The sequence below is a fragment of the Aestuariimicrobium sp. p3-SID1156 genome, assembly GCF_025144225.1.
Classification (GTDB): Bacteria; Actinomycetota; Actinomycetes; order Propionibacteriales; family Propionibacteriaceae; genus Aestuariimicrobium.
This window is the reverse complement of the sequence record NZ_JALXXB010000005.1, coordinates 63,539-88,480: the sequence shown is the minus strand read 5'-3', so window position 1 is coordinate 88,480 and position 24,942 is coordinate 63,539. Positions and strand designations below refer to the sequence as shown.

The window sequence follows — 24,942 nt, the reverse complement described above, 5'->3', positions numbered from 1 at the left end:
GATCAGCCTCGCTTCTGCTTGACGATGCGGCTCTGGTCGATCTCGTCCTCGTCGATGGCCTCGTGCTTCTCCTCGCCGACCAACAACTTGCCTTCGGAGGTGCGGAAGCCCTGCTTGAAGCTGGCGATCTCCTGCGTGAGCGCGGCGATGGTGTCATCGTCGATCTTCTTGGTCTCGCGCAGGGTGGTGAGGATCGGGGTGTTGCTCCTCAGGTGGTCGAGCAGCTCACGCTCGAAGCGCAGCACGTCGCTGACGGGGACGTCGTCGAACTCGCCGTTGGTACCGGCCCAGATGCTGACCACCTGGTCCTCGACCGGGTACGGGGAGAACTGGGGCTGCTTGAGCAGCTCGGTCAGGCGAGCGCCACGCTCCAGCTGGCGGCGCGTGACCGGGTCCAGGTCAGAGGCGAACATGGCGAAGGCCTGCATGTCGCGGTACTGGGCCAGGGTGATCTTCAGCGAACCCGAAACCGACTTCATCGACTTGACCTGGGCAGCGCCACCCACTCGCGAGACCGAGATGCCGACGTCCACAGCGGGACGCTGGTTGGCGTTGAACAGGTCGGACTGGAGGAAGATCTGGCCGTCGGTGATCGAGATCACGTTGGTCGGGATGTACGCCGAGACGTCGTTGGCCTTGGTCTCGATGATCGGCAGGCCGGTCATCGAACCCGCGCCGAGCTCGTCGCTCAGCTTGGCGCAACGCTCCAGCAGGCGGGAGTGCAAGTAGAAGACGTCACCGGGGTAGGCCTCGCGGCCCGGGGGACGACGCAGCAGCAGGGACATGGCGCGGTAGGCCTCGGCCTGCTTGGTCAGGTCGTCGAAGATGATCAGGACGTGCTTGCCCTGGTACATCCAGTGCTGGCCGATGGCCGAGCCCGAGTAGGGGGCAATGTACTTGAAGCCTGCGGGGGCCGAGGCGGGGGCGTGCACGATGGTCGTGTACTCCAGCGCACCGGCGGCCTCGAGCTGGCCGCGCACCTCGGCGACGGTCGAACCCTTCTGGCCGATGGCGACGTAGATGCAGCGCACCTGCTGCGTGGGGTCGCCGGACTCCCAGTTGGCCTTCTGGTTGATGATGGTGTCGATCGCGATCGCGGTCTTTCCGGTCTTGCGGTCACCGATGATCAGCTGGCGCTGGCCACGGCCGATCGGGATCATCGCGTCGATGGCCTTCAGACCGGTCTGCATCGGCTCGCGGACCTCCTGGCGGTCCATGACTCCGGCAGCCTGCAGCTCGAGGGCGCGGCGGCCCTCGGTCTGGATCTCGCCGAGACCGTCGATCGGGTTGCCCATGGCGTCCACGACGCGGCCCAGATAGCCGTCGCCGACCGGCACGGAGAGGACCTCGCCGGTGCGCTTGACGACCGAGCCCTCCTCGATGCCCTCGGAGTCGCCGAGCACGACGACGCCGATCTCGCGGACGTCGAGGTTCAGGGCGATGCCCAGGGTGCCGTTCTCGAACTGCAGCAGCTCCTGCGCCAGGGCCGAGGGCAGGCCCTCGACGCGGGCGATGCCGTCGCCGGAGGTGACCACGTGGCCGACCTCTTCGCTGCTGGCTGCCTCAGGGGTGTAGTTCTGGACGAAGTCGTCCAGTGCGTCGCGGATCTCCTCCGGACGAATAGTCAGTTCCGCCATTGCGCGTCCCTACTCTTTCTGGTGTCTTGGTCAGGCGATCTGTCGCCGAGCGTCCTCGAGTCGACCGGCCACGGTCCCCTCGATGATCTGGTCACCGATCTGCACACGCAGTCCGCCGAGCACCTCCGGGTCGACCTCGACCTGCATCTCGACCGCGCGCCCCGCAAGGCGGGACAGGGCGGCCTGCAGGCGAGTGGCCTGGTCGGCATCCAGCGGCTTGGCCGCGGTGATCTTGGCGATGGTGCGGTTGGCAAGTTCGGCCCCGAGCTCCCCGTAGGAGTCCAGGGTCATGGCCACGGTGCGCTCGCGCGCACGCAGGGCTCGCTTGGCCAGCCTGACCGTGCCCTCCCCCACTTTGCCGCGCAGAAGCTGGTCAACCAGCCGCTCGCGCAGTTCCAGGGGGGCATTCCGATTCTCGATGGCGTCCCGTAGTCCGCGATCGGAGGCGATGGTGCGGCCGAACCGGAACAACTCCTCATTGACCCCTGCCAGACCACCGGACTGCTCGGCGAGCCGCAGCTCGGCACGAACGGCCTGGCGCTCCAGGGCGGAGACCAAGTCCTGGGGGGTGGACCAGTGCAGCGCGGACGCCTTGGTGATGACGCCGACTGCCTCGGGGCTGACCCGCGGTCCGAAGACGCGGTTGGCCAGCCCAGCCTTGGCCTCCGCTGCGGCGGCCGGGTCGCTGAGAGCCCGACGCAGGGCTGAGGAAGACTCGAGCGCATCCACCACCGCGAACAGTTCCCCGCCGAGCGAGTGGCTCACCGGTGCCTGGTCGAGGTCACGGTCCAGCTCGTCACGACGAGCTTGTGCACTGGCACTCATGGGTCAGCTCCCCACCGGCGCGTCCGACTGATGGTCGGCCTGGGCCTCGAGGTCGGCGATGAAACGGTCCACGGTGTTGCGGGTGCGAGCATCGTCGGCGAGGGACTCGCCCACGATCTTGCCGGCGAGGGTCGTGGCCAGGCCACCGATCTCGCCGCGCAGCTCCTTGAGGACCGAGGCCTTCTCGGCGTCCAGCTGCTGGCGCGCCTGGGCCATGATGCGCGCCGCATCGTTGGTGGCCTGGGTGCGCATCTCCGAGACGATCTGCGCGCCCTGGTTCTTGGCATCCTCGCGGATGCGGGCGGCCTCCTCGCGAGCTTCCGAGAGCTGCTGGCGGTACTGGGCGAGCGCCTGCTCGGCCTCCACCTGTGCCTTCTCAGCCCTTTCCATGCCGCCCTGGATGGCGTCGGCACGCTCGGCGTACATCTTCTCGAAGGTCGGGACGACCTTCTTGGCGATCACGATCCAGACCAGGACGGCCAGGATGATGCCAACGATGAACTCCGAGATGTGGCTGGGAAGGAGCGGTCCCAGGGTGCTTCCTTCGAGGGGCGCCCAGATCTGGGCAACCACGGCAGAGCTCACTTGATGACCATCGCCAGGGCGATGGCGATGATCGCGAGGGCCTCGACAACGGCCATGCCGATGAAGGCGGTGCCCATCATGGCGCTGCGGGCCTCAGGCTGGCGAGCGGTTCCGTTGATGACCGACGCGAAGATCCAGGACACGCCGAGGGCCGGGCCCAGGGTGGCGAGGGCGTAGCCGATCATGTTGATGGAGCCGCCGATTTCCATGGGGGTCATGTTGTTTCCTTCTCTGTGGTTTCCCTCTGGCGTTTTGCCAGATGTTTGGTGGGGGAAAATGTGGGGGGGACTCAGTGCGCGTCCGCGATGGACGAGGAGATGTACTGCGCGGACAGGACGGTGAAGATGTAGGCCTGCAGGGCCCCGATGAACAGCTCCAGGAAGAGCACCGCAAAGCTGAAGACGATGGAGACGACGCCTGAGATGTTGTAGAGCAGATTGCCCTGGGTACGCAGCAGGATCTCGCCGCCCACGACGAACACCATGACCACCAGGTGTCCGGCGAACATGTTGGCAAAGAGTCGGAGGGCCAGGGTGATCGGTCGCACGATGAAGTTCGACAGGAACTCCAGCGGAATGATCATCGGGTATAGGTACCACGGCACACCCTCGGGGATGAGCTGCAGCTTGAGGTAGTGCAGGCCGTGGCGCTGGAAGCCGGCGCCCACGTAGACGACCCAGGCCAACACGGCCAGCGCATAGGCGTATCCGATCTTGGAGAAGGTCGGCAGCATGAAGACGAAGAGTTCACCGAACCAGTTGTTGACCAGCGTCCAGGTGAAGATCATCAGGAGGAAGGGAAGGAACTTCTTGTAGTCGCGGCCCAGCAGGTCACGAGCGATGCCGTTGCGGACGAAGTCGTAGATGTACTCCACGGCGAACTGGCCCTTCGAGGGCAGGATGTTGACCTTGCGACTGGCCGCCAACCAGAACACGATCAGCAGGAGCGCAGCGATCACAGCCTGGAGCAGCGGCTTGTTGATCCAGGTGGTGCCGAAGAGCCCGGGGTACTCGAAGCTGTGGGGGCCAGGGGGCCACGCATCGTGGGACTCGCCCTCGAGGGGAAGCAGCCCCTGGAGTGGTACCAACATGGACAGCTGCATTACTGCTCCTTCTCCGTGGTCTGCGCGACCGAAGCTGTCGTGGGCGAATAACGCCGGATCACCAGAAACATGCTGGCGGCCATTCCCGCGATGAGCCCGGCGGCAAGCATCCAGATCTGGTCCAGGTACTGCCATCCGGCCCACCCGAGGCCACCGTAGAACACGATCCCCGAGAGGATGTAACTCAGAGCCACGAGACCGTCGTCAGTCGAAGCCCGGTCAGGCACAACGGCCTGTGCAGGCGTCCCCGTCGAGGTCTGCGCGTCCATGTCGGAAGTGACTCTAGCAGTCATCGCGGCGCTACTCATGTCCTGCTCCGGCGGTGGGCGCGGGGCCGCGGACGCGGGTCCCAGTGCTGGTCGTAGACCGGGACTCGCGTATTGCGCCACGCGAGGAACATTCCCCCCAGCCAGCCGGCCAGGACCAGCATCACGGCTGTGAAGAATTCCACAGGTCGAAAGATGTCCTCGATGGCGGGGTGGCGATTCGCGGCCAGGAGCAGGAGGCCCAGCAGGGCCGCGCGGGTCATGAATGAGGTCACGGTGAGGCCCATGGCCGCCTGCGCCTCCATCTCACTGGCGAGCATCTGGATGCCCTGGCCGGCAGCGTAGAAGGCGATCACGAGGCCGCCACCCACGGCGGCATTGACGACCCCCACGACACCCGACAACCACCAGGACAGCGCGAAGGCGATCACCCAGCAGGCGTGCGCGACGAGGAGCGAGGCCCTGATCATCCGCATCATCATGGCGACGGCGGGCCGGGCAGCAGGACCAGAGGTCGTCTCAGCCATGGCCGGCACAGTCGCGAGCATCATGGGGAGAGCGGTCCTCACTGGTGGTCGGGGCGGCATTGACGCCGCTTGTGAAAGCTAACACAATGCCCATCACCGTGTCGATTTGCCTCGCAGGCGTGGGCCGAAGGTGAGCACAAGAAGCGCCAGGATTCCCGCCAGCAGGGACCCGAGCGACCAGCTCCCCCAGCGCAGTCCCACCAGGATCACCCCGAAGCTCAGCAGTCCGGTCCACAGGTAGAGCAGCAGCACCGCGCGGACCTGACTGTGTCCCAACTCCAACAGGCGGTGGTGCAGATGTTGCTTGTCCGCCACGAACCACCAGCGTCCATCGATCGTGCGCCGAATGTAGGCCAGCACGAGGTCGAGCAGGGGCAGCGCCAGGGTGGCCAGGGGCAGCAGGATCGGCAGGTAGCTCGGCACCAGACCTCCCCCATCAGCCGTGAGCTGGGAAGGGTCAATCTGTCCGGTCAGCGAGATCGTGGAGGTCGCCAGCAACAACCCCAGGAGGAGGGAACCGGAGTCGCCCATGAACATCCGCGCGGGGAAGAAGTTGTGGGGCAGGAAGCCCAGGCAGATGCCCGTGGCGACCACCGTCACCAGGGACGCGGTCGTCGCCCTGGCCAGTTCCTGTTCCCAGGCCAGCAGGTAGGTGTAGCTGAAAAAGGCGCCGGCGCCGATGGCGACCACGCCCGCGGCAAGCCCGTCGAGGCCGTCGACGAAGTTCACTGCATTGGCGCAGAGGACAATGAACAGCACCGTCACCAGGATGGAGGTGGCGTTGTCCAGCGCGATGATCGAGTTGGGCAGCGGGATCCAGTACATCCGCACGCCCTGCAGCACGACGATGCCGGCAGCCAGCATCTGCCCAGCAAACTTCACCACCGCCGACAGGTCCAGCAGGTCGTCCAGAACGCCCACGACGCAGATGACCAGACTCGCGGCCAGCACCGCCAGCGCGTCGTGTTTCACGATGTCCAGACGGCCCAGGAAGGGTAGTTGGCTGGCCAACAGGAAGGCGACCGCCAGGCCCAGGAACATCGCCACCCCCCCGAAGTAGGGAATGGGAACCGCGTGCACGTCCCGATCGCGCACCTTGGCCACGGCGCCCACCTGAAGGGCTGTGCGCCGACAGACCCCTGCCGTGAGGTAGGTGGTCAGGGCTGCCGTGAGCAGCACCAGCAGGTACTCACGCATGGATCAGGGAGTGGGGTCCTCGCGGGGAGTCTCCTCCGCAGCCACCTGGTCATGGGAGTTCGGGGTGTAAGCGGCGTCGTGGGCGTCATCGGGCCCCAGGGCTTCCGCGGGGTCCCCATCGTTCCCGGGCTCCTGGGGGGCCGGCTCCAGCTCGCGCACCTCCGGCTCGGAGATGAAGCCCGCCACCTCCTTGAGCTGTTCGACACCCAGGGCGCCCTGGCGGACGATGGTGCCCAGGGTGCTGGTGGTGAAGTCGACGATGGTACTGGGGACAGTCCCCGGGGTGTCACCCGCGTCGAGGTAGACCGCGACGGTGTCTCCCAGCTGTTCGCGGGCATCAGCGATGGTGGTCGAAGCGGGTTGGCCGGACAGATTGGCGCTGGACACAGCCAGCGGCCCGGTGCGCCGCAACAGGGCACGGGTAAACTCATGGTCGGGCACGCGCACGGCGATGGTGCCGCGGGTCTCCCCCAGATCCATCGTGAGGCCTTCCTGGGCCCGCAGGATGAGGGTGAGCGGGCCGGGCCAGAACGCGTCCGCCAGCGCCTGGGCGTCCTCGTCGATGAACTGCACCAGGGCGCCCAGGGACGCCCCGTCGGCGATCAATACGGGCGGCGGCATGTCGCGGCCGCGTCGCTTGGCATCGAGCAGTCCCTGGACGGCAGCCGCGTCGAGGGCATTCGCGCCGATGCCGTAGACGGTGTCGGTCGGAAGGACGATGCACTCGCCCGAGCGGATCGCACGGGCCGCGGCCTTCAAAGCCTCCTCACGCTGGCTGGAGACGTCGTAGTACTCGGCGGAGGGGCGCGCGGGCTCGACCGCAGCCTCTTCGACTGGCGCGATCTCCTCGGGCTCGATCTCCTCGACCGGCTGGAACTCCTCAGCCGGTTCCACCTGCTCGTTCACTGGCTCCTCGCTCACCCGGCCAATCCTGCCACGTGGGAGCGGATGGCCGACACGAAGCGCGGGCGACCCGCGAGGTCACCATGGTCGCGCACGCGACCGAAGACGCCGGCGTCCACGAAGACCTGGGGAGCCGACTCCGCCTGCACCTCCGCGTGCTCGGCGCAGACCACTCCCCCAGGCCGCAACAAGCGGGCCGCCACGGCAGCCACCACGCGCATGGCGTCCAGACCGTCCTCTCCGGAGAACAGGGCCAGGTCAGGATCGTGGTCACGAACCTGGGCCTCGACCGATTCCCAGGCTTCCAGGGGGATGTAGGGCGGGTTGCTGATCACCAGGTCGACGGTGCCGTCCAGCTCGGGGAACGCCTCAGCCATGTCCCCGACGCGCAGCTCGACCCCCGTTCCGGCCAGGTTCCGCTCGGCCCACTCGGCAGCAACGGGGTCCAGTTCAATGGTGTGGACGCGTGCGCCCGGGTGCTCGGCCGCGATGGCCCTGGCGATGGCACCCGAGCCCGTGCACAGCTCCACCACCACGGGCTGCTCAGTGTCGGCGATCTGATCGAGAGCCCAGCCCGTCATCACCTCGGTCTCGGGCCGGGGGATGAAGACCCCCGGCCCCACCTGCAGCTCCACGGTGCGGAAGTGGGCTCGACCAGTGAGGTGCTGGACGGGGACGCCGGTCGCGCGCGCCTCCACCAGTTCGGCAAACCGGGCAGCCGGAACCTCGTCCACCGAGGTCACCAGGGCGAGCTGGGTACGTTCGGTGCCCAGGGAATGGGCCAACAAGGTCCGCGCTTCAGCGAGGGGCGAGGACGACCCGGCGGCCTCGAGGTGGCCCTTGGCCCAGGCGAGGGCGAGGGCTGTGGGAATGGGTCCGGCCGGGCGCATCAGGCGTCCTGGCCCAGTCGCTCGGCCAGGTCAGCAGCCTGCAGGGCTTCAAGAAGCGGCCCCATCTCCCCGCCGAGCACTGCGTCCAGGTTGTGCGCCTTGAAGCCGATGCGATGGTCCGCGATGCGGTTCTCGGGGAAGTTGTAGGTGCGGATGCGCTCGCTGCGGTCAACAGTGCGCACCTGCGACTTGCGGGCGGCCGAGGCGGCGGAGGCGGCTTCCTCCTCGGCAAGCGCGGTGAGGCGGGCTCGCAGCATCCGCAGGGCTGATTCCTTGTTCTGCAACTGGGAGCGCTCGTTCTGGCAGCTCACCACGATGCCGCTGGGCAGGTGGGTGATCCGGACCGCCGAGTCGGTGGTGTTCACGCCCTGGCCACCCGGGCCCGAGCTGCGAAAGACATCGACGCGCAGGTCGTCCTCGTTGACCTCGACCTCGTCGGCTTCGACATCGGGCATCACCAGCACGCCGGCGGCGGAGGTGTGGATCCGCCCCTGAGACTCTGTCACCGGTACACGCTGGACGCGGTGCACCCCGCCCTCGAATTTCAGCAGCCCGTAGGGCATCAGGTCGCCAGGAGTCGGTGCCTTCACCGCGAAGGTGATGGACTTGTACCCTCCGAGATCGGTGGTCTGCTCGTCGAGCACCTCGACCTTCCAGCCGCGGGTCTCCACGTGGTGGGAGTACATCGAGAACAGGTCACGGGCGAACAGCGCCGACTCCTCCCCGCCCTCACCGGACTTGATCTCGACCAGCGCGTCGGCTGAATCGTTGGGATCGCGGGGAGCCAGCAGGGCTGCCAGCCTCTGGGTGTTCTCCTCGAGGCGGAGCGCCAGGTCCTCGGCCTCGATCGCGAAGGCGGCATCATCGCCGGCCAGTTCGCGGGCGGCCGCGAGGTCCTCGGAAAGGGACTCCTGCTCACGGATCGCGCGCACCACCCCCCCGAGTTCGGCATACCGACGCCCCACCTTGCGGCTGCGCGCCATGTCAGCGTGGATCGTGGGATCGGCGAGCTGGGTCTCCAGGTCGGCGTACTCCTCCAGGACCGCGCGGGCGGTGGGGAAACGGTCCAGCTCCATCCAGGATTCCTGCACTTTCGGTGGCGGCAAACAGCAGACACAACACAAGGGACGCCCAGAGCTGAACTCCGGGCGTCCCTGTGCGAGAACTTACTTCTTCTTGGCGTAACGACGCTCGAAGCGGGCAACGCGGCCGCCCGAGTCGAGGATCTTCTGCTTGCCGGTGTAGAAGGGGTGGCACTCGGCGCAGACGTCAGCGGTCAGCGCTCCGCCCTGGGCGGTGCTGCGGGTGGTGAACGTGTTGCCACAGGTGCACGTGACCGTGGTCTCGTTGTACTCGGGGTGAATACCCTGCTTCATGGATGCTCCTTGGGTGAGGTGTTCCGGGTCGCCGGGCGCAATTCTTCAGGATTGATCGACCCTGTCGGCCATGGTGGCCGACGTGGCGTGAACCGGGACTGCCGATCCATTCTGCCGCGTCGATCCGCCTGACACAAACTGGGCCCGACACAGCAAACTGGGCCCGACGCAGCAAACTGGGCCCGACGCAGACTGGGGGAGGCTCAGCGACCGTCGTCGGCATTCGGGGTGGTCTTGGAGATGACCACCAGGAACTCGTTGTTGGTCTGGGTCTTGCGCAGTCGGCTGAGCAGCATCTCCAGGGCCTGCTGGTCCTCCAGCCCCGACAGGACGCGGCGCAGCTTCCACATGATCGCCAGTTCCTCGCGGCCGAGCAGGAGCTCCTCGCGGCGGGTGCCGGAGGCGTCCACATTGATGGCCGGGAAGATGCGCTTGTCGGCGAGTTGGCGCTGCAGGCGCAGTTCCATGTTGCCGGTGCCCTTGAACTCCTCGAAGATGACCTCGTCCATGCGTGACCCGGTCTCGATGAGGGCAGTCGCCAGAATGGTCAGCGAGCCTCCATTCTCGATGTTGCGGGCGGCTCCGAAGAACTTCTTGGGCGGGTACAGGGCAGCGGAATCGACACCACCGGAGAGGATGCGGCCCGACGCCGGGGCGGCCAGGTTGTAGGCGCGACCCAGGCGGGTGATGCCGTCGAGCAGGATGACCACGTCGTGGCCGAGCTCCACCAGTCGCTTGGCTCGCTCGATGGCCAACTCGGAGATGCGGGTGTGGTCCTCAGCCGGGCGGTCGAAGGTCGAGGCGATGACCTCACCGGAGACGGTCCGCTGGAAATCGGTGACCTCCTCGGGACGCTCGTCCACCAGCACCACCATGAGGTGGACCTCGGGGTTGTTGGCCGCGATCGCGTTGGCGATGTTCTGCATGATCATCGTCTTGCCGGCCTTGGGCGGGGACACGATCAGGCCACGCTGACCCTTGCCGACAGGGCTGACCAGGTCGATGATGCGACCGGTCATGTTGGTCGGCGTGGTCTCCAGGCGGAGACGCTCTTGAGGGTAGAGCGGGGTCAGCTTGCTGAACTCGGGGCGCTGGCGCATCTGCTCGGGATCGACGCCGTTGATGGTGTCGACGCGGACCAACGGGGAGTACTTCTCCTTGCGTCCCTCGCCCTCGCGCTGGGCACGCTGGGCACCGGTGACGACGTCACCCTTGCGCAGACCGTACTTGCGGACCTGGGAGAGCGAGAGGTAGGCGTCGTTGGGCCCGGGCAGGTAGCCGGAGGTGCGCACCATGGCGTAGTTGTCGCCGACGTCGAGGATGCCCGAGACGTTGATGAGGACATCGTCCTCACTGACGGTGGGCTCGGTTTCCATCCGCTCGTTGCCACTGCGGTTGCCGCGGCGGTTCTGGCGATCACGCTGGCGGCGACGACGATTGCGACGACCACCGAACTCGTCATCGTCACGGGGACCGTTGTCCTCGGAATCGTTCTGGTGGCGATCGTTCTGCTGGCGGCCACCCTGCTGACGATCGGTGTGCTGGCGACCACCCTGCTGTCGGTCGTTCTGCTGTCGGTCGTTCTGGTTGCGTTCAGGCTGCTGGCGATCGGCCTGCTGGGGACGCCCGCCGCCGGCCTCTGCCTCGCCCTGGCTGCGATCCTCACCACCGGCCAGCGCCGCCAGACGCGCAGCCACCTCCTCGGTGGTGGAGGGGTCAGCCTGGTGCTGGATGCGGTCCTCACGGCGACGACGGCCACGTCGTTCCCGGTTGCCGCCGGACTCGGACTGGGAATCCTGCCCAGGCGCCTGCTCGCCGGCCTGTTCCTGTCGGGGAGGCCGCTCCTGCTCCTGCGGGGAGGGAGCCTGCGTGGGTGTCTCGGCAACCTGTTGGTCTGCCGCAGCGCCGCTGCGGCGGGGGCTGCGAGCCGTCTCGGGCGCCGCGGCTGCGGAGGACTGGCCCCCGGCACGGATCGCGGCGACCAGGTCTGCCTTGCGCATCCCGCTGGTGCCCTTGATGCCCATGGATGCCGCCATGGCCTTGAGCTCAGGGAGGAGCTTCTTGTCCAGGCCGCCAGTCGATGACGCCTGCTGGGGGGTTTCGCTCACTGATGTCCTTCCGGGACGTTATTCACTCGCGTCAGGGACTCCCAGCAGACCAGCGAACAGATCACAGGGGAGTCACCGCGAGGTGGGCCGCGAAGAGCGGGTGGGGATTGAAGCGCGGCGGGGAGCGGCTGTGCCAGCCCAGCGCATGCGCGCACTCCCAGCGTAGCACCCCCATGCGCCCATCAGCCAAGCGGCTCCACTCCCCCGGCGATCGCCAGATCTCGCGCGGTGAAGCCTGCATGTGCCATCGAGTCCGTCGCAGCCAGTTGGTCCTCGGTGCCCAGCGCCATTACGGTCGGTCCGGCACCGGAGACCACCGCCGCCACCCCGGCACCGCGGAGTCGCTCCATCAGCGCCAGCGAGTCGGGCATCAGCGCCCCGCGCTGCTGCTGGTGCAACCAGTCCTGGGTTCCGGCCCACAACTGCTCGGGGGCGGTGGCAAGGGCATGGATCAGCAGGGCGGAACGACTGGCCTGGGCAATCACCTGCTCGCGTCCGAGTACATCGGGGAGGACCTGTCTGGCCTGCGCGGTCCGCAACTCCCCCGCCGGGATCCACACCCTGGCCCGGATGCGCGGATCGACTTCCAGTTGCACCAGCCCGGTCGCCTCCACATCGCTGCGACGCCAGGCCAGGATTGCCCCGCCGAAAACGGCGGCCCCGGCATTGTCCGGGTGCCCCTCGTCCTGGGTCGACAGCTCCAGCAGCTGCCCACGATCCAGGGGCTCCCCGGGGCGCGCCAACAACCACGCCAGCGCATAACCGGCCACGATCGCTGCCGCCGAGGAACCCAGCCCACGCGAGTGCGGGATCGCGTTGTGCGCCTGCAGCAGCAATGGCATGTCCGGGGTCGGGTGGCCGAAATGCCGCAGGCCGGCACGCAGGGTCGACACCACCAGGTGGCGCTCGTCACGCGGGACGTGCTCTGCCCCCTCCCCCGCCACCTCGATGGCCAAGCGGTCGCTGGGCCGCACCCACAACTCGTCCCACAGGTCCAGGCCGAGCCCCAGGGCGTCGAAGCCGGGGCCGAGGTTGGCGCTGGTCGCCGGGACCCGAACGCCGACTCCCTCGCCGGGGACCCTCGCCGCTGGCGTGGTCACGAACTGGCCTCCACGCGCAGCAGCCTGACCTTGCCAGCACCGTCCTCACGATCTCCAATGAAGTCCTGGGCCGTCAGCTCCGCCACGCAGGCCTGCACAGTCGACTCCCGGGTCAGGTGGGTCAGCACCTCCAACTCGGCGTAAGGGGTCCCGTTCTCCGAGGAGGTGGCGGCCTGGTGCACCGTGGCGATGGAGACGGCATGCCGTGCGAAGACGTCAGCTGCCCGCGCCAGCACTCCCGGCTCGTCCAGGACGACGAAACGCAGGTGATAGCGCGACTCGGTGCCTCCCGGGTCGGCGACGGAACGTCGCGTGTAGGCGGTCGGTGCTGCACCGGCGACGCCGCGCACCCGGTTGCGAGCGGCGGTGACCAGATCGCCCATCACGGCCGAGGCGGTCGGGGCACCCCCGGCTCCCGGACCCATGAACATCAGGCGACCGGCCTCGCGGGATTCCACGAACACCGCGTTGTAGGCGCCCTTGATGCTGGCCAGCGGGTGGGCGGTGGGCAACATCACCGGATTGACCCGGACACTGACCTGGTCGGCGGGGGTGAGCTCGGCCACGGCGAGCAGCTTGATGACCATGTTCAGGCCGGCCGCCGAGCTGATGTCTCGGGAGGTCAACTGCGAGATGCCCTGGCTTGCGACCTGGTCGGAGGTGATGTCGGTGTGGAAGGCCAGCGAGGCCAGAATGGCCGCCTTGGCGGCCGCGTCATGTCCCTCGACGTCGGCGGTGGGGTCGGCCTCGGCATAGCCCAGGTCCTGCGCCTCGCCCAGGGCGTCGGCGAACTCGGCACCGGTGGTGGTCATCTGGTCGAGGATGTAGTTGGTGGTGCCGTTCACGATGCCCATCACGCGCGTGATCTCATCGCCCACCAGCGACTCGCGCAGCGGACGGATGATGGGGATGGCCCCCGCAACGGCCGCCTCGTAGTACAGGTCGACGCCGCGGAGGCGCGCGATCTCGGTCAGCTCGGCGCCATGGGCAGCAATCAGCGCCTTGTTCGCCGTGATCACGCTGGCACCACCCTCCAGTGCGGTGGCGACCCAGTCGCGCACCGGGTCGATACCACCGACCACCTCGATGACGATGTCGAGGTCGTCACGCGAGACAAGGGCCTCGGCGTCCCCGAAGAACAGGGCGGGGTCGAGCCCCGGACGCTCGCGAGTGGGGTTGCCGACAGCGATTCCCACCAGCTCCAATCGAGCGCCGATCCGGGAGGCCAGGTCATCGGCCTGTTCGATGATGAGACGGGCCACCTGTGACCCGACGACGCCGCAGCCAAGCATCGCCACGCGCAATGCGCGGGGTTCCTCCACTGAATCCACCTTGTGCTCCATCAGCCTTCCTCAGCTCACGTCCAACGAGAACACGTCCTGCAGGGTCTCACGCCGCATCAGCGTCGAGGTCTTCCCGTCGCGCACCGAGACCACTGGGGGCCTGGCGGCATGGTTGTAGTTGCTGGCCAGGGACCGGGAGTAGGCGCCCATCGCCGCCACCGCCACCACGTCGCCGGGAGCGATGTCGGCGGGCAGGAAGACGTCATGGACCAGGATGTCCCCGCTCTCGCAGTGCTTGCCCACCACGCGACACAGCACGGGCTCGCTCTCGACGGCACGATTGGCCACTACGGCGGAATAGTTCGCGGCGTAGAGGGCGGGGCGGATGTTGTCGCTCATGCCACCATCAACCGAGACGTAGACCCGCTGGCCACCACCGTCGAGGTCGACCACCTTGACGGTGCCCACCGTGTACAGGGCCATCACCGAGGGGCCGACGATCGCCCGGCCGGGTTCGATGGACATGCGCGGTACCTGCATCTGGTGGGCGCGGGCCTCGTGCTCGATGATCTCGCGCAGGTTGGTGGCCAGGTCGTCGGGGGTGGCCGGGGAGTCCTGGGCGGTATAGCGGATGCCGAAACCCCCGCCCAGGTCCAACTCGGGCAGCTCGGCGCCGGTGGCATCGGTGAACTGCTTGAGCAGCTTCATGGTCCGCCGGGCCGCGACCTCGAAGCCATGGGTGGCGAAGATCTGGGAGCCGATGTGGGAGTGGATGCCCAGTAGCTGGAGGTGCGGGCTGACATGGCAGCGGACCATCGCCACCATCGCCTGGCCATTGGCGATGGAGAAGCCGAACTTCTGGTCCTCATGGGCGGTGGCGATGTACTCGTGGGTGTGGGCCTCCACGCCGGCGGTGACACGCACCAGCACGTTGGCAGTCACGCCCAGGCGCTCGCAGATCTCCTCGAGCCGGCTGACCTCCTGCAGGGAATCGACCACGATGCGTCCCACGCCTGAGCTGACCGAGAGCTCGAGCTCCTCCACGGTCTTGTTGTTGCCGTGGTGGCCGATGCGCTTCGGGTCAACACCGGCCTCCAGGGCCAGCATCAACTCCCCCAGGGAGCAGACATCAAGTCCCAGTCCCTCCTCGACCACCCAGCGTGCGACCGCACGGCAGAGGAAGGCTTTGGCCGCGTAGTAGACGTCCCATCCCTCGAAGGCGGAGCGGAAGGCCGCTGCGCGCTGGCGCAGGTCAGCCTCGTCCAGGACGTAGAGGGGCGACCCGAACTCCTCCAGCAGGTCGGCGACGGGGACCCCACCGACGACGAGCCCCCCGGCGTCCCCGCGCGTGACGGTGGAACTCCACAGCACCGGATCGAGGCCGTTCAGGTCGGTGGGACGATGCAGCCACTGTGGGCCGGGCGAAGCGACGTCGGCATGGATGGCGCCTGCGACGTGGGTGTGGGTCATGGGGTCCGATTCTTTCATGGGCGGCAGGGCCGCCCCGCTGGTCGATGTCAGGTGGGACGAGTGAAGGGACGCGTCAGCGAGTGCGGGCCTGCACGTCGATCTTGCGGGCACCGCGCATGACGAGCTGGTCCCAGGGCGGGGACTGCTCGCGTCCGTCGACGAGGACCGTCACCCCTCCGCAGGCCGCCCCCAGGCACTTCTCGGTGAAGCGCACTCCCCAGACGGTGAAGAACTGGGCCAGGGTGACGGTGCGATTGCCCTCCCCCTCCAGCCAGACCTGCCCGGTGTTGTCGTGGGTGTGGACCGCCGCTTGAATTGCGCGGGGGCGGTCCATGCCGATGTGGCGAACCACTTCGACGGGCTTGCCGTCGATCGCGATGGTCAGGTGCACGATCCAGGGATCAGTGCGGTCATTGAGTGGTAGTTCGGCCAGTCCGGCCTTCTGGATCGCACTGATCCCATCGCGTGGAGCCGGCCAGGGAGGGGCACCGTCGCGCTCCTCGTAGGGGGCCGGTGCTGCCTGCTGGAGGCAGCCCGAACCGGCCACCAGGGTCGCCAGGGCGACCGTCGCAATCCCGCGACGACGTGTCACTACAGCTGACTTCCGCACGCCGTGAGTCTAGCCAGTTGGGCGCAAGGCCCAGCAGGTTGCTACTGTGGGTCGCCGAGCCCCCGTAGCTCAGGGGATAGAGCACCGCCCTCCGGAGGCGGGAGCGCAGGTTCGAATCCTGCCGGGGGCGCACCGTGGGTCCACCATGGGACACCCAGCGAGTGGACGGAGCCGACGTTTGCAGAACTCCCGATGGCGTCGGTTCCGCTACCGCATCACCAACTTTCCCGGATCGGTGTGGGCCCAGTCCCCGCGCAACCTGCTGATCGCCTGGCTGGGCGCCCGACTCCTGGTCTTCACCTTGTGGCTCGCTGTCGCCCCCTCCACCCAGGGCGACGTCATCTACTACTGGAACCGCATCGACCAGCTCCCTGAGATGGGACCGGAGCAGACCCTCACCGAGTACCCCACTCCGGTGATCTGGCTCCTCCAGGTGCCCTACCTGCTGGGCGGCGGCTCCCGCATCGGCTATGTCATCGCCTTCGTGGCCTGCATGGTCCTGCTGGACATCGGCTTCTCCTGGTCCATGTGGCGCAATGGTGGGCGACTTCGTTCCCACGCCCTCCTCTTCTGGACCGCCTTCCTGGCACTGGTGGGGCCGACCGCCTACCTGCGATTCGACCTGATCCCCTCGGTACTGGCCGGCTGGGCCCTGCTCTCCCTTCTGAAGGGACGCGCCGGGCGCGCAGGGATGCTGATCGGCGCCGGGGCTGCGGCCAAGCTGTGGCCGGCACTGATGTGGCCGGCCCTGACGGGTTTCCGCAAGCGGGACGCCTTCCGGGCCACCCTCGGGGTCTTCGGCTTCGGCGGTCTGCTGGCGCTGGTCTCCCTGCTGTGGGCCGGCTGGGACCGGCTGCTCTCCCCGCTCACCTGGCAGTCAGGACGCGCCCTCCAGGTCGAGTCGATCTGGGCCACCCCCCTGATGCTGGCTCGCATCGTCGCCGGCAGCCACTACTGGGTCGGGATCAGTTCCTTCCAGGCCTTCGAGATCCATGGGCCGGGTGGCAGAGCCATGCTCGCCCTGGCCAGCGCCTCCAGCGTGATCGGCTACCTCGGGATCCTGGTGCTCTACGGCCTGTGGCTACGCCGCCCGCGTCGTCGGATGGTCGAGGCTGCCGCCCTCATGCTCCTGGTCGTCCTGGTGATCATCGTCACGAACAAGACGTTCTCCCCCCAGTACATCATGTGGCTCGGCGGGCCCCTGGCAGCCGGTTTCGCCGTGGTCAGCTTCGACGCCACGGGACGCGAACACCTGCGCGTCCATGCCACTGACCAGCGTCGGTTGACCCGTATGGGGTGGATGGTCCTGGTCCTGACGGCCCTGACCCAGGTCGTGTACCCGATCGGCTACGGACCCCTGGTCCAGGGGACCTTCGGCATGAGCACGGTCACTGTGGTGCTTGCCGTCCGCAATGTGGGGGTGGTGGCCCTGCTGGCGTGGACACTGCGCTGGATCTGGGGTTTCGTCCGCCCCGGGGAGAGGGAGGAATGAGCGAGGCAGCATCGACGGCCGGCTGGGGACGTCACGGCATCCCGCCACGCCCGCTCATCCCCCCTGGCGAAGTCCCGCGTCAGGAGGCGGGCCACGGTGCCTCTCCTCCTGCCTGGTGGCAGCACGTCAGACACCACCTGGGAGCCGCGTGGGTCTGGATCCTGGCCTGGGTGGCCAGCCGTGCCTGGGTCCTGCACCTCTACCTGGAGAAGTACCAGTTCATCAACTCCGATGTGAACTACTACCTGTGGTGGCTCACCCGGGGCAACGGGATCCGGAATACCCTGGTGGAGTACCCACAGCCCGTGGTCTGGTTCCTGGAGGCCCTGACCTGGTTCGGCCGGGAGCAGTCCAGCTACCTGCTCGCCTTCGGACTCTCTATGGCAGCGCTGGACGCAGGTTTCACGGCCATGCTGTGGCGCCGGCGCGCCCTGCAGGCCCTGACCTTCTGGATCGCCTTCGTCCTGGTCTTCGGCTCCTTGATCTGGTTCCGCTACGACATGCTGCCTGCCTTCGTGGTGGGGGCCGCGGCGCTGGTCGTCGCACGACATCCCGCCGTGAGCGGAGCCCTGGTGGCGTTGGGTGCAGGGCTAAAGCTGTGGCCTGCGATGTTGATCGCGCCCCTGGCCGGCCGGTCACGTCCTGCGGTGCGCCGCACCATCGCCTTCCTCCTCACCGGTGCCGCCCTCGCACTGGCGGCGTGGTGGCAGGGCGGTTGGAAGCGGCTGACCTCCCCGCTCACCTGGCAGGCCGACCGCGGCCTGCAGGTTGAATCGGTCCCCGCGAGCTGGCTGATGTGGCAGCGGGCCACCTCCGACGGCACCCAGTGGCGGGTCGAGATGAGCAAGTACAACGCCTTCGAGATCTTCGGCCCCGGCATCGAGCGCTGGATGCACGTCTCCGACATGGTGATGCTCGGCGCGGTGCTCTCCGCAGCGGGCATGGCCCTGGTCATGGTCCTGCGCCGCCAGCTGCCGGCCGACCTGCTGGTGCTGTGCATGGTCTCGATCGTGTTGTCGATGCTGGTGGCCAACAAGACCCTCTCCCCCCAGTACCTGCTCTGGCTGGGGACTCCCGTAGCCGCGCTGCTGGCACTGGCCCACACCCCCACGATGCGTCGCAGGGCCCAGGCCCTGGCGGCCACCACCCTGCTCGCCGCCCTGCTCACCCAGCAGGTCTACCCCGCCTACTACGGGCACATCATCGGCGCCGACCCGCAGGTCACCGCCACGGGGATGATGGTCACCCGCAACCTGCTCCTGGTGGTGATGATGGTGGTCTCGGCGATCTGGGCCTGGGCCGACCTGACCGACGTGCCCGACCGCACCGCCAGCCTGGCCGAGGAGGATTTCGCCGAGGACGAAGTGTCGTCCGAAATGCGGTCGACATGGCGTGACTGATTGGGGCGGGGGTCCCCCAACCGATAGAGTCGCCCTTGCGGGCAGAGGCGCCCGGAAGCTCAGACACCAGTGGAAGAAGGCAATGGTGGTCTCGTCCACCAGGAACGACATGTCGCAGACTGACTCCCTCGATTACGGTGCCAACGATTGGCTGATCGACGAAATGCGCGAGCAGTACCTCGCGGACCCCACCTCGGTGGACGAGACCTGGCGGGACTTCTTCGCCAAGGAGGGCCTGAAGCCGGCCTCGCCCGCCACCACCAGGGCCCCCGAGACTCCCGCCCCCGCCAAGACCGCTGAGAAGCCCGCTCCCGCGCCCGCCCCGGCAGCGCCGAAGCCTGCCGAGGCCACGACCTCAACCCCTGCTGCCAAGCCCACCGTCAAGGCCGAGCCCGCGCCCGCTCCCTCTTCACCCAAGGCGACCTCACCGCAGGCGGAGGCCAGCGGCACCAGGGAGGCCGTGATCTCGGCCGACCGCCCGGACCCGATGCGACGCCCGACCGCCTCGACCACGGGCCCCACCCATGTCGTGCTCAAAGGCGCCCCGATGCGCACCGCCAAGAACATGGACGCCTCGCTGACCATGCCCACGGCGACCTCGGTGCGGTCGATTCCGATGAAGCTCGTCATCGACCAGCGCACCATGGTCAACAACTTCCTGCGCCGTTCCAAGGGCGGCAAGGTCTCCTTCACCCACATCATCGGCTACGCGATGGTTCAGGCCCTCAAGGCCATCCCCGCGATGAACAACGGCTATGCGGTGGTCGACGGCAAGCCGAACATGGTGGTCAACGAGGCCATCAACCTGGGCCTGGCCATTGACCTGCCCAAGCCTGACGGCACCCGACAGCTGCTGGTTCCCAACATCAAGGACGCCGGCAGCCTCGACTTCGCCCAGTTCGTCGCCTCCTACGAGGACATGGTTCGTCGCGCCCGCAAGGGCGAGCTCGGTGTCGACGACTTCGCCGGTACCACCGCTTCGCTGACCAACCCCGGTGGTATCGGCACCAACCACTCGGTGCCGCGCCTCATGAACGGCCAGGGCCTGATCCTGGGCGTCGGCTCGATCGACTTCCCACCGGAGTTCCAGGGCAACTCCATCTCTCGCCTCAACGAGATGGGCGTGGCCAAGGTCACCACCCTGACCAGCACCTACGACCACCGTGTCATCCAGGGTGCCCAGTCCGGTGAGTTCCTGAAGTTCATGCACGAGCTGCTGCTCGGCGAGCACGGCTTCTACGACGACATCTTCACCAGCCTGCGCATCCCCTACACGCCGCTGCGCTGGGCCAACGACGTCTCGGGTCACCGCACCAACCAGGTGCCCAAGGCAGCCCGCGTGGTCGAACTGATCCAGGCCTACCGAACCCTCGGCCACCTGGCCGCCGATGTGGACCCCCTGGAGTACAAGGCCCGCACCCATCCCGACCTCGAGCTCGAGGCCCATGGCCTGACCATCTGGGACCTGGACCGGGAGTTCGCCGTGGGCCACTTCGGTGGGCAGCGCCGCGCCTACATGACGCTGCGCGAGATCCTCGACATCCTGCGTGACTCCTACTGCCACACCATCGGTGTGGAGTACATGTACATCTCGGATCTGGAGGAGCGCGAGTGGTTCCAGGAGCGGTTCGAGAAGCCGCACGCCCCGCTGCCGCGTGAGGAGCACCTGCGCATCCTCGACAAGCTCAACGAGGCCGAGATCTTCGAGACCTTCCTCCAGACCAAGTTCGTGGGCCAGAAGCGCTTCTCCCTCGAGGGTGGCGAGTCGGCCATCGTGGTCCTGGACGAGATCTGCGACCGCGCCGCCGACAACGGACTCGAGGAGGTCGCCATCGGCATGCCGCACCGCGGCCGCCTGAACGTCCTGGCCAACATCGTTGGCAAGAGCTACGGGCAGATCTTCCGCGAGTTCGAGGGCAACATGGACCCGCGCAACCTGCAGGGCACCGGTGACGTGAAGTACCACCTGGGCGCGGAGGGTACCTTCACCGCCCTGTCCGGGCGCACTGTGCGCTCCTCGGTCGCGGCGAACCCCTCCCACCTGGAGGCGGTAGACCCGGTTCTGGAGGGTATCGCCCGCGCCAAGCAGGATGCCCTGGGCGATGGCGAGTTCAGCGTCCTGCCCATCCTCATGCACGGTGACGCCTCCTTCGCCGGTCAGGGTGTGGTCTACGAAACCCTGCAGATGAGCCAGCTGCGCGGCTACACCACCGGTGGCACCATCCACCTGGTGGTGAACAACCAGGTCGGCTTCACCACCTCCCCCTCGCAGTCGCGGTCCTCGACCTACTGCACCGACGTTGCCAAGGTGGTCCAGGCTCCGGTCTTCCATGTCAACGGGGACGACCCGGACGCCTGCGTCGTCGCCGCCCGCCTCGCCTTCCAGTACCGTGAGCGCTTCCACAAGGACGTCGTCATCGACCTCATCTGCTACCGCCGACGCGGCCACAACGAGGGCGACGACCCGAGCTTCACCCAGCCCAAGATGTACGACCTGATCGAGCAGAAGCGGTCCACGCGCAAGCTCTACACCGAGTCGCTCATCGGTCGTGGCGACATCTCGATCGAGGATGCCGAGCAGGTCATGGACCGGTTCCGCTCGCGCCTGGAGGACGTGTTCAAGGAGGCGCGGCAGTCCGAGAGCATGGACGACGACTACCGCAAGGTGCCGTTCTACCCGTCCAAGTCCAGCCGCACCGGCGGCACCGCGATCACCTCGGAGATGATGCACGAGATCTCCAATGCCTACACCACCTTCCCCGAGGGCTTCACGGTCCACCCGAAGGTGCTCCCGCAGATGGAGCGTCGTGCCAAGCAGATCCTGGAGGGCCCGATCGACTGGGCAACCGGCGAGATCCTCGCCTTCGGTTCGCTGCTGCTCGAGGGACGCCCCGTGCGACTGACCGGACAGGACTCCCGTCGAGGCACCTTCAGCCAGCGCTTCGCCGGCGTCGTGGACCGGGTCACCAACGAGGAGTACCTGCCCCTGCGGCACATGACCGAGGACCAGGCCCAGTTCGACGTCTACGACTCGCTGCTCAGCGAGTACGCCGTGATGGGCTTTGAGTACGGCTACTCGGTGGCGCGTCCCGATGCCCTGGTCTGCTGGGAGGCCCAGTTCGGCGACTTTGCCAATGGAGCCCAGACGATCGCCGATGAGTTCATCAGCTCGGGCAATGCCAAGTGGACGCAGAAGTCGGGCGTCGTGCTGCTTCTCCCCCACGGCTACGAGGGGCAGGGGCCGGACCACTCCTCGGCACGCATCGAGCGCTGGCTCCAGCTGTGCTCTGAAGACGCCCTGGCGGTCTGCCAGCCCTCGACTGCTGCCAGCTACTTCCACTTGTTGCGCCAGCATGCCTATGTGAACTGGCACCGTCCGCTGGTCATTGCCACCCCGAAGTCGATGTTGCGCAACAAGCTGGCTGCCTCCCAGCCCGGTGAATTCACCAGCGGCAAGTGGGAACCCGCCCTGGACGACCCGACCATTGAGGATGCCTCGAAGGTCGAAAGGGTGTTGATCTGCTCCGGCAAGATCCGTTGGGAGCTGGTGACCGAGCGCAAGAAGCGCGGGCTGGACGGCAAGGTGGCGATCATCGCCCTGGAGCGTCTCTACCCGCTGCCGGGGGAGGCGATGGCACGCATCATGGACCGCTACCGCCATGTCTCCGACGTCCGCTTCGTGCAGGACGAGCCGCAGAACCAAGGCGCCTGGCAGTTCATGCAGCTGCACCTGGCCGACGCAATCCGAGAGCACAGTGACTACCAGCTCACGATGACCGGGATCACTCGTGCCCCGGCTTCGGCACCCTCGGTGGGCCTGCTCAAGACGCACAAGGCGCAGGAGGTCGAGCTCCTCGAACGCGCCTTCGCGAACTGAGGCCGCTGGTGTATTTCACCGATCGTGGTCTGGAGGAGCTGGCCTCCCGTCGTGGGGACGAGGAGGTCAGCTTCGACTGGTTGGCCGAGCAGATGCGTACCTTCGTGGACCTCAACCCGGAGTTCGAGGTCCCGGTGGAGCGGCTGGCCACGTGGCTGGCCCGGCTGGATGATGAGGATGACGAATGAGCCCAGTGGTCGCCGAGCAGCCCCATGAGGAGCGAGTCAAGGCGGTGCTCGACGGGTTTCGGTCGGCCACCGGCCGGGACCCTGACGGGGTGTGGGAGGCTGCCGGCAGGGTGAACCTGATCGGCGAGCACACCGACTACAACGACGGGTTCGTGATGCCCTTCGCCCTCACGCGTTCAGCACTGGTGGCGGCCTCCCGCCGGCAGGACGACCGGGTGCAGGTGACCTCGCTGGACCTGGGCGAGAGAACCTCCACCGGCCTCGATGAGTTCTCGCCCTTCGACTCTCCCGGGGCGCCCGCCCGGGTGTGGTCGGACTACCTCGTCGGCTGTCTGTGGGCGCTGCAGGAGGCCGGCCACCAGATCGGCGGGCTTGACCTGGTGATGGCTTCCAGCGTGCCGGTCGGGGCTGGCCTGTCCAGCTCGGCCGCCATCGAGTGCGCGACGGTAGCCGCCGCGTGCGACCTCTTCGAGCTCGACATCAGCCCCATCGACCGGGCGAAGATTGCTCGGCACGCCGAGAACGCGTACGTGGGTGCCCCCACGGGACTCCTCGACCAGGCCGCGTCGACACTGTGCACCGAGGGGCACGCCCTCTTCATGGACTGCCGCAGCCTCGAGACCCGCCAGGTTCCCCTGGACCTCCCTGCCGCCGGTCTGGAAATCCTGGTCCTTGACACCCGTACACCTCACTCGCATGTCGACGGGGAGTATGCCGCCCGTCGCGCCGCCTGCGACCGGGCCTCCGAGCTGCTGGGCGTGGAGGCCCTGCGCGATGTCACCGATCTGGAAGGGGCGCTGGCCGCTGTGGGTGCGGGGGTCTCCGGGCAGGAGGGGGAGGAGCTCATCCGTCGGGTCCGTCACGTCGTCACCGAGGACGAGCGCGTCCTGCAGGTCGTCTCGCTCGCCGAGCAGGGGCGCTTTCGGGACCTGGCCCCGCTCCTCGACGCGTCGCACGCCTCCATGCGTGATGACTTCGAGATCACTGTGCCCACCGTCGACCTGGCGGTGGAGACCGCCCGTCAGGCAGGCGCCCTCGGCGCCCGGATGACCGGCGGCGGGTTCGGCGGCTGCGTCATCGCCCTCTGCGAGGCGGGCGAGGGCGAGCGGATCGGCGCGTCAGTCGCTGAGGCCTTCGCGGAGGCGAGCTTCGGTGAGCCGACCTGGTTCACCGTGGTGCCCGCGGCGGGAGCTCGTCGGGTCCGCTGAGCTGGGTGATCACTCCTCCGTGCGGGGCAGCCGTCCCAGGGCCCGCAGGCTTGAGGGCATCAGCAGGCAGACCAGGGTGACCACGAGTGGGATCTCCAACCACCACAGCCAGGTGGCACGACTCCCCTGTGCGGTCGAGGCGATCACGGCGATGTGCAGCAGGGTGGCCGACATCATCGCCCCGAAGGCAAGCAGATGGCGCTTGTGCCCGAGCCACGCCGCTGCCATGACGCCGAGCCCGTAGAGCACGAGCATCAGGCCCACGCCCAGGCTGAAGCGCCCGTGGAACTGCAGCATGGCCGCGAGCCCCACGGCGGCGAGTCCAGCGCCGGCGAGGCCCACCAGCAGGACCGCGAGTTGAAGCGGTCGTTCGGCGGGGTCACTGGACGAGGTGGTCGAAACTTCGGACAGGTCGGCGGGCACCCGACTACTGTAGTCGGCAGGCGCCCGGAGCGTCGTTCCGGCCACCGGGCTTGGAACACCCAAGGAACCACGCCTTGACAACCCTTGATCCGCAGGGGTGATGAGAACTAAACTACTTTGGTTGCCCTGAGAACAGCGCGAAGGGCATGCTGGGGCGCGTGGCGCCCTGAGAACCCACATCGAATGATTGGAGTGTCCATCCATGGACTGGCGCCACAAGGCCGCCTGCCTGACGGAAGACCCCGAACTGTTCTTCCCCATCGGCAACACCGGGCCTGCCCTCCTGCAGATCGAGGAGGCCAAGAAGGTCTGCCAGCGCTGCGAAGTGCGTGAAGCCTGCCTCTCCTGGGCCCTCGAGGCCGGGCAGGACCATGGCGTCTGGGGCGGTCTCAGCGAGGACGAGCGCCGCGCCATGAAGCGCCGTCAGGCCCGTAGTCGGCTGCGCAACTCCTGAGCGTCCCACCTCCACGCTCCC

At 67.6% G+C, this 24,942-nt stretch carries 24 protein-coding genes and 1 tRNA gene; 7 read left to right on the top strand and 18 right to left on the bottom strand.

Annotated features, from left to right (window positions below; translation table 11 throughout):
- Positions 1–2: 2 nt before the first annotated feature.
- The 17 genes from atpA to M3G03_RS07745 form a co-directional block, all read right to left on the bottom strand.
- Positions 3–1,637: a F0F1 ATP synthase subunit alpha gene (gene atpA / locus M3G03_RS07825; RefSeq protein WP_259809126.1), complete on the bottom strand. Its 1,635-nt coding sequence runs from the start codon at positions 1,635–1,637 to the stop codon at positions 3–5.
- Between the two features lie 30 nt (positions 1,638–1,667).
- Complete coding sequence (locus M3G03_RS07820) at positions 1,668–2,462, bottom strand: F0F1 ATP synthase subunit delta (protein ID WP_259809125.1); 795 nt, start codon at positions 2,460–2,462, stop codon at positions 1,668–1,670.
- A 3-nt stretch (positions 2,463–2,465) separates the two neighbouring features.
- Positions 2,466–3,047: a F0F1 ATP synthase subunit B gene (locus tag M3G03_RS07815; RefSeq protein WP_259809124.1), complete on the bottom strand. Its 582-nt coding sequence runs from the start codon at positions 3,045–3,047 to the stop codon at positions 2,466–2,468.
- On the bottom strand, positions 3,044–3,265 hold the full coding sequence (gene atpE, locus M3G03_RS07810; protein ID WP_259809123.1) for an ATP synthase F0 subunit C: 222 nt from the start codon (positions 3,263–3,265) through the stop codon (positions 3,044–3,046). Before atpE ends, M3G03_RS07815 begins: the two co-directional genes overlap by 4 nt.
- A gap of 71 nt (positions 3,266–3,336) precedes the next feature.
- On the bottom strand, positions 3,337–4,137 hold the full coding sequence (gene atpB, locus M3G03_RS07805) for a F0F1 ATP synthase subunit A (RefSeq protein ID WP_396121925.1): 801 nt from the start codon (positions 4,135–4,137) through the stop codon (positions 3,337–3,339).
- A gap of 11 nt (positions 4,138–4,148) precedes the next feature.
- Positions 4,149–4,418 carry a hypothetical protein gene (locus M3G03_RS07800; protein WP_259809121.1) on the bottom strand — a complete coding sequence of 90 codons (270 nt, stop codon included), beginning with the start codon at positions 4,416–4,418 and terminating at the stop codon, positions 4,149–4,151.
- A 35-nt stretch (positions 4,419–4,453) separates the two neighbouring features.
- On the bottom strand, positions 4,454–4,942 hold the full coding sequence (locus M3G03_RS07795; RefSeq protein WP_259809120.1) for a hypothetical protein: 489 nt from the start codon (positions 4,940–4,942) through the stop codon (positions 4,454–4,456).
- A gap of 93 nt (positions 4,943–5,035) precedes the next feature.
- Entirely contained in the window at positions 5,036–6,139 is a 1,104-nt protein-coding gene (locus M3G03_RS07790) for an MraY family glycosyltransferase (RefSeq protein ID WP_259809119.1), read from the bottom strand.
- Between the two features lie 3 nt (positions 6,140–6,142).
- Positions 6,143–7,060 carry an L-threonylcarbamoyladenylate synthase gene (locus tag M3G03_RS07785; RefSeq protein WP_396121916.1) on the bottom strand — a complete coding sequence of 306 codons (918 nt, stop codon included), beginning with the start codon at positions 7,058–7,060 and terminating at the stop codon, positions 6,143–6,145.
- Positions 7,057–7,932, bottom strand: a complete 876-nt coding sequence (gene prmC / locus M3G03_RS07780) for a peptide chain release factor N(5)-glutamine methyltransferase (RefSeq protein WP_259809118.1) — start codon at positions 7,930–7,932, stop codon at positions 7,057–7,059. Before prmC ends, M3G03_RS07785 begins: the two co-directional genes overlap by 4 nt.
- Complete coding sequence (gene prfA, locus M3G03_RS07775; RefSeq protein ID WP_259809117.1) at positions 7,932–9,008, bottom strand: peptide chain release factor 1; 1,077 nt, start codon at positions 9,006–9,008, stop codon at positions 7,932–7,934. Before prfA ends, prmC begins: the two co-directional genes overlap by 1 nt.
- Before the next feature lie 90 nt (positions 9,009–9,098).
- Positions 9,099–9,308 carry a 50S ribosomal protein L31 gene (rpmE, locus tag M3G03_RS07770; protein WP_259809116.1) on the bottom strand — a complete coding sequence of 70 codons (210 nt, stop codon included), beginning with the start codon at positions 9,306–9,308 and terminating at the stop codon, positions 9,099–9,101.
- Positions 9,309–9,511: 203 nt separating this feature from the next.
- Complete coding sequence (gene rho, locus M3G03_RS07765; protein ID WP_396121924.1) at positions 9,512–11,344, bottom strand: transcription termination factor Rho; 1,833 nt, start codon at positions 11,342–11,344, stop codon at positions 9,512–9,514.
- A gap of 254 nt (positions 11,345–11,598) precedes the next feature.
- The gene (thrB, locus tag M3G03_RS07760; RefSeq protein ID WP_259809114.1) at positions 11,599–12,516 is read right to left on the bottom strand and encodes a homoserine kinase; all 918 of its coding nucleotides are present in this window, start codon (positions 12,514–12,516) and stop codon (positions 11,599–11,601) included.
- A complete protein-coding gene (locus tag M3G03_RS07755; RefSeq protein ID WP_259809113.1) occupies positions 12,513–13,859 on the bottom strand; it encodes a homoserine dehydrogenase in 1,347 nt (448 codons plus the stop codon). Before M3G03_RS07755 ends, thrB begins: the two co-directional genes overlap by 4 nt.
- A 9-nt stretch (positions 13,860–13,868) precedes the next feature.
- Positions 13,869–15,269, bottom strand: a complete 1,401-nt coding sequence (gene lysA / locus M3G03_RS07750; protein ID WP_259809112.1) for a diaminopimelate decarboxylase — start codon at positions 15,267–15,269, stop codon at positions 13,869–13,871.
- Between the two features lie 73 nt (positions 15,270–15,342).
- Positions 15,343–15,861, bottom strand: coding sequence for a hypothetical protein (locus tag M3G03_RS07745; protein ID WP_259809111.1), 519 nt, complete (start codon positions 15,859–15,861; stop codon positions 15,343–15,345).
- A 76-nt stretch (positions 15,862–15,937) separates the two neighbouring features.
- Here M3G03_RS07745 and M3G03_RS07740 point away from each other — a divergent pair.
- The 6 genes from M3G03_RS07740 (at position 15,938) to galK (ending at position 24,044) form a co-directional block, all read left to right on the top strand.
- Positions 15,938–16,009, top strand: a tRNA-Arg gene (locus M3G03_RS07740).
- Between the two features lie 48 nt (positions 16,010–16,057).
- The gene (locus M3G03_RS07735; RefSeq protein ID WP_259809110.1) at positions 16,058–17,371 is read left to right on the top strand and encodes a glycosyltransferase family 87 protein; all 1,314 of its coding nucleotides are present in this window, start codon (positions 16,058–16,060) and stop codon (positions 17,369–17,371) included.
- On the top strand, positions 17,368–18,771 hold the full coding sequence (locus M3G03_RS07730; protein ID WP_259809109.1) for a glycosyltransferase 87 family protein: 1,404 nt from the start codon (positions 17,368–17,370) through the stop codon (positions 18,769–18,771). Before M3G03_RS07735 ends, M3G03_RS07730 begins: the two co-directional genes overlap by 4 nt.
- Before the next feature lie 85 nt (positions 18,772–18,856).
- Entirely contained in the window at positions 18,857–22,648 is a 3,792-nt protein-coding gene (locus tag M3G03_RS07725; protein WP_259809206.1) for a multifunctional oxoglutarate decarboxylase/oxoglutarate dehydrogenase thiamine pyrophosphate-binding subunit/dihydrolipoyllysine-residue succinyltransferase subunit, read from the top strand.
- 8 nt (positions 22,649–22,656) lie between these two features.
- Positions 22,657–22,836 carry a DUF6104 family protein gene (locus M3G03_RS07720; RefSeq protein ID WP_259809107.1) on the top strand — a complete coding sequence of 60 codons (180 nt, stop codon included), beginning with the start codon at positions 22,657–22,659 and terminating at the stop codon, positions 22,834–22,836.
- Complete coding sequence (gene galK / locus M3G03_RS07715; protein WP_259809106.1) at positions 22,833–24,044, top strand: galactokinase; 1,212 nt, start codon at positions 22,833–22,835, stop codon at positions 24,042–24,044. The genes M3G03_RS07720 and galK overlap by 4 nt, the downstream gene beginning before the upstream one ends.
- A gap of 9 nt (positions 24,045–24,053) precedes the next feature.
- Here the strand turns inward: galK and M3G03_RS07710 are convergent, their stop codons facing one another.
- On the bottom strand, positions 24,054–24,467 hold the full coding sequence (locus tag M3G03_RS07710) for a hypothetical protein (RefSeq protein ID WP_259809105.1): 414 nt from the start codon (positions 24,465–24,467) through the stop codon (positions 24,054–24,056).
- Between the two features lie 202 nt (positions 24,468–24,669).
- Here M3G03_RS07710 and M3G03_RS07705 point away from each other — a divergent pair, with 202 nt between their 5' ends.
- Positions 24,670–24,921 carry a WhiB family transcriptional regulator gene (locus tag M3G03_RS07705; protein WP_259809104.1) on the top strand — a complete coding sequence of 84 codons (252 nt, stop codon included), beginning with the start codon at positions 24,670–24,672 and terminating at the stop codon, positions 24,919–24,921.
- The last annotated feature ends 21 nt before the right edge of the window (positions 24,922–24,942 follow it).

Excerpts from the sequence above, each read along its gene's own strand:
- M3G03_RS07790 (WP_259809119.1), bottom strand. The coding sequence starts at position 6,139 with ATGCGTGAGTACCTGCTGGTGCTGCTCACGGCAGCCCTGACCACCTAC.
- galK (WP_259809106.1), top strand. The coding sequence starts at position 22,833 with ATGAGCCCAGTGGTCGCCGAGCAGCCCCATGAGGAGCGAGTCAAGGCG.
- M3G03_RS07755 (WP_259809113.1), bottom strand. The coding sequence starts at position 13,859 with ATGGAGCACAAGGTGGATTCAGTGGAGGAACCCCGCGCATTGCGCGTG.
- M3G03_RS07795 (WP_259809120.1), bottom strand. The coding sequence starts at position 4,942 with ATGGCTGAGACGACCTCTGGTCCTGCTGCCCGGCCCGCCGTCGCCATG.
- prfA (WP_259809117.1), bottom strand. The coding sequence starts at position 9,008 with ATGGAGCTGGACCGTTTCCCCACCGCCCGCGCGGTCCTGGAGGAGTAC.
- atpB (WP_396121925.1), bottom strand. The coding sequence starts at position 4,137 with ATGTTGGTACCACTCCAGGGGCTGCTTCCCCTCGAGGGCGAGTCCCAC.
- M3G03_RS07800 (WP_259809121.1), bottom strand. The coding sequence starts at position 4,418 with ATGGACGCGCAGACCTCGACGGGGACGCCTGCACAGGCCGTTGTGCCT.
- lysA (WP_259809112.1), bottom strand. The coding sequence starts at position 15,269 with ATGACCCACACCCACGTCGCAGGCGCCATCCATGCCGACGTCGCTTCG.
- rpmE (WP_259809116.1), bottom strand. The coding sequence starts at position 9,308 with ATGAAGCAGGGTATTCACCCCGAGTACAACGAGACCACGGTCACGTGC.
- M3G03_RS07820 (WP_259809125.1), bottom strand. The coding sequence starts at position 2,462 with ATGAGTGCCAGTGCACAAGCTCGTCGTGACGAGCTGGACCGTGACCTC.
- prmC (WP_259809118.1), bottom strand. The coding sequence starts at position 7,932 with ATGCGCCCGGCCGGACCCATTCCCACAGCCCTCGCCCTCGCCTGGGCC.
- M3G03_RS07730 (WP_259809109.1), top strand. The coding sequence starts at position 17,368 with ATGAGCGAGGCAGCATCGACGGCCGGCTGGGGACGTCACGGCATCCCG.
- atpA (WP_259809126.1), bottom strand. The coding sequence starts at position 1,637 with ATGGCGGAACTGACTATTCGTCCGGAGGAGATCCGCGACGCACTGGAC.
- atpE (WP_259809123.1), bottom strand. The coding sequence starts at position 3,265 with ATGACCCCCATGGAAATCGGCGGCTCCATCAACATGATCGGCTACGCC.
- rho (WP_396121924.1), bottom strand. The coding sequence starts at position 11,344 with ATGGCGGCATCCATGGGCATCAAGGGCACCAGCGGGATGCGCAAGGCA.
- M3G03_RS07705 (WP_259809104.1), top strand. The coding sequence starts at position 24,670 with ATGGACTGGCGCCACAAGGCCGCCTGCCTGACGGAAGACCCCGAACTG.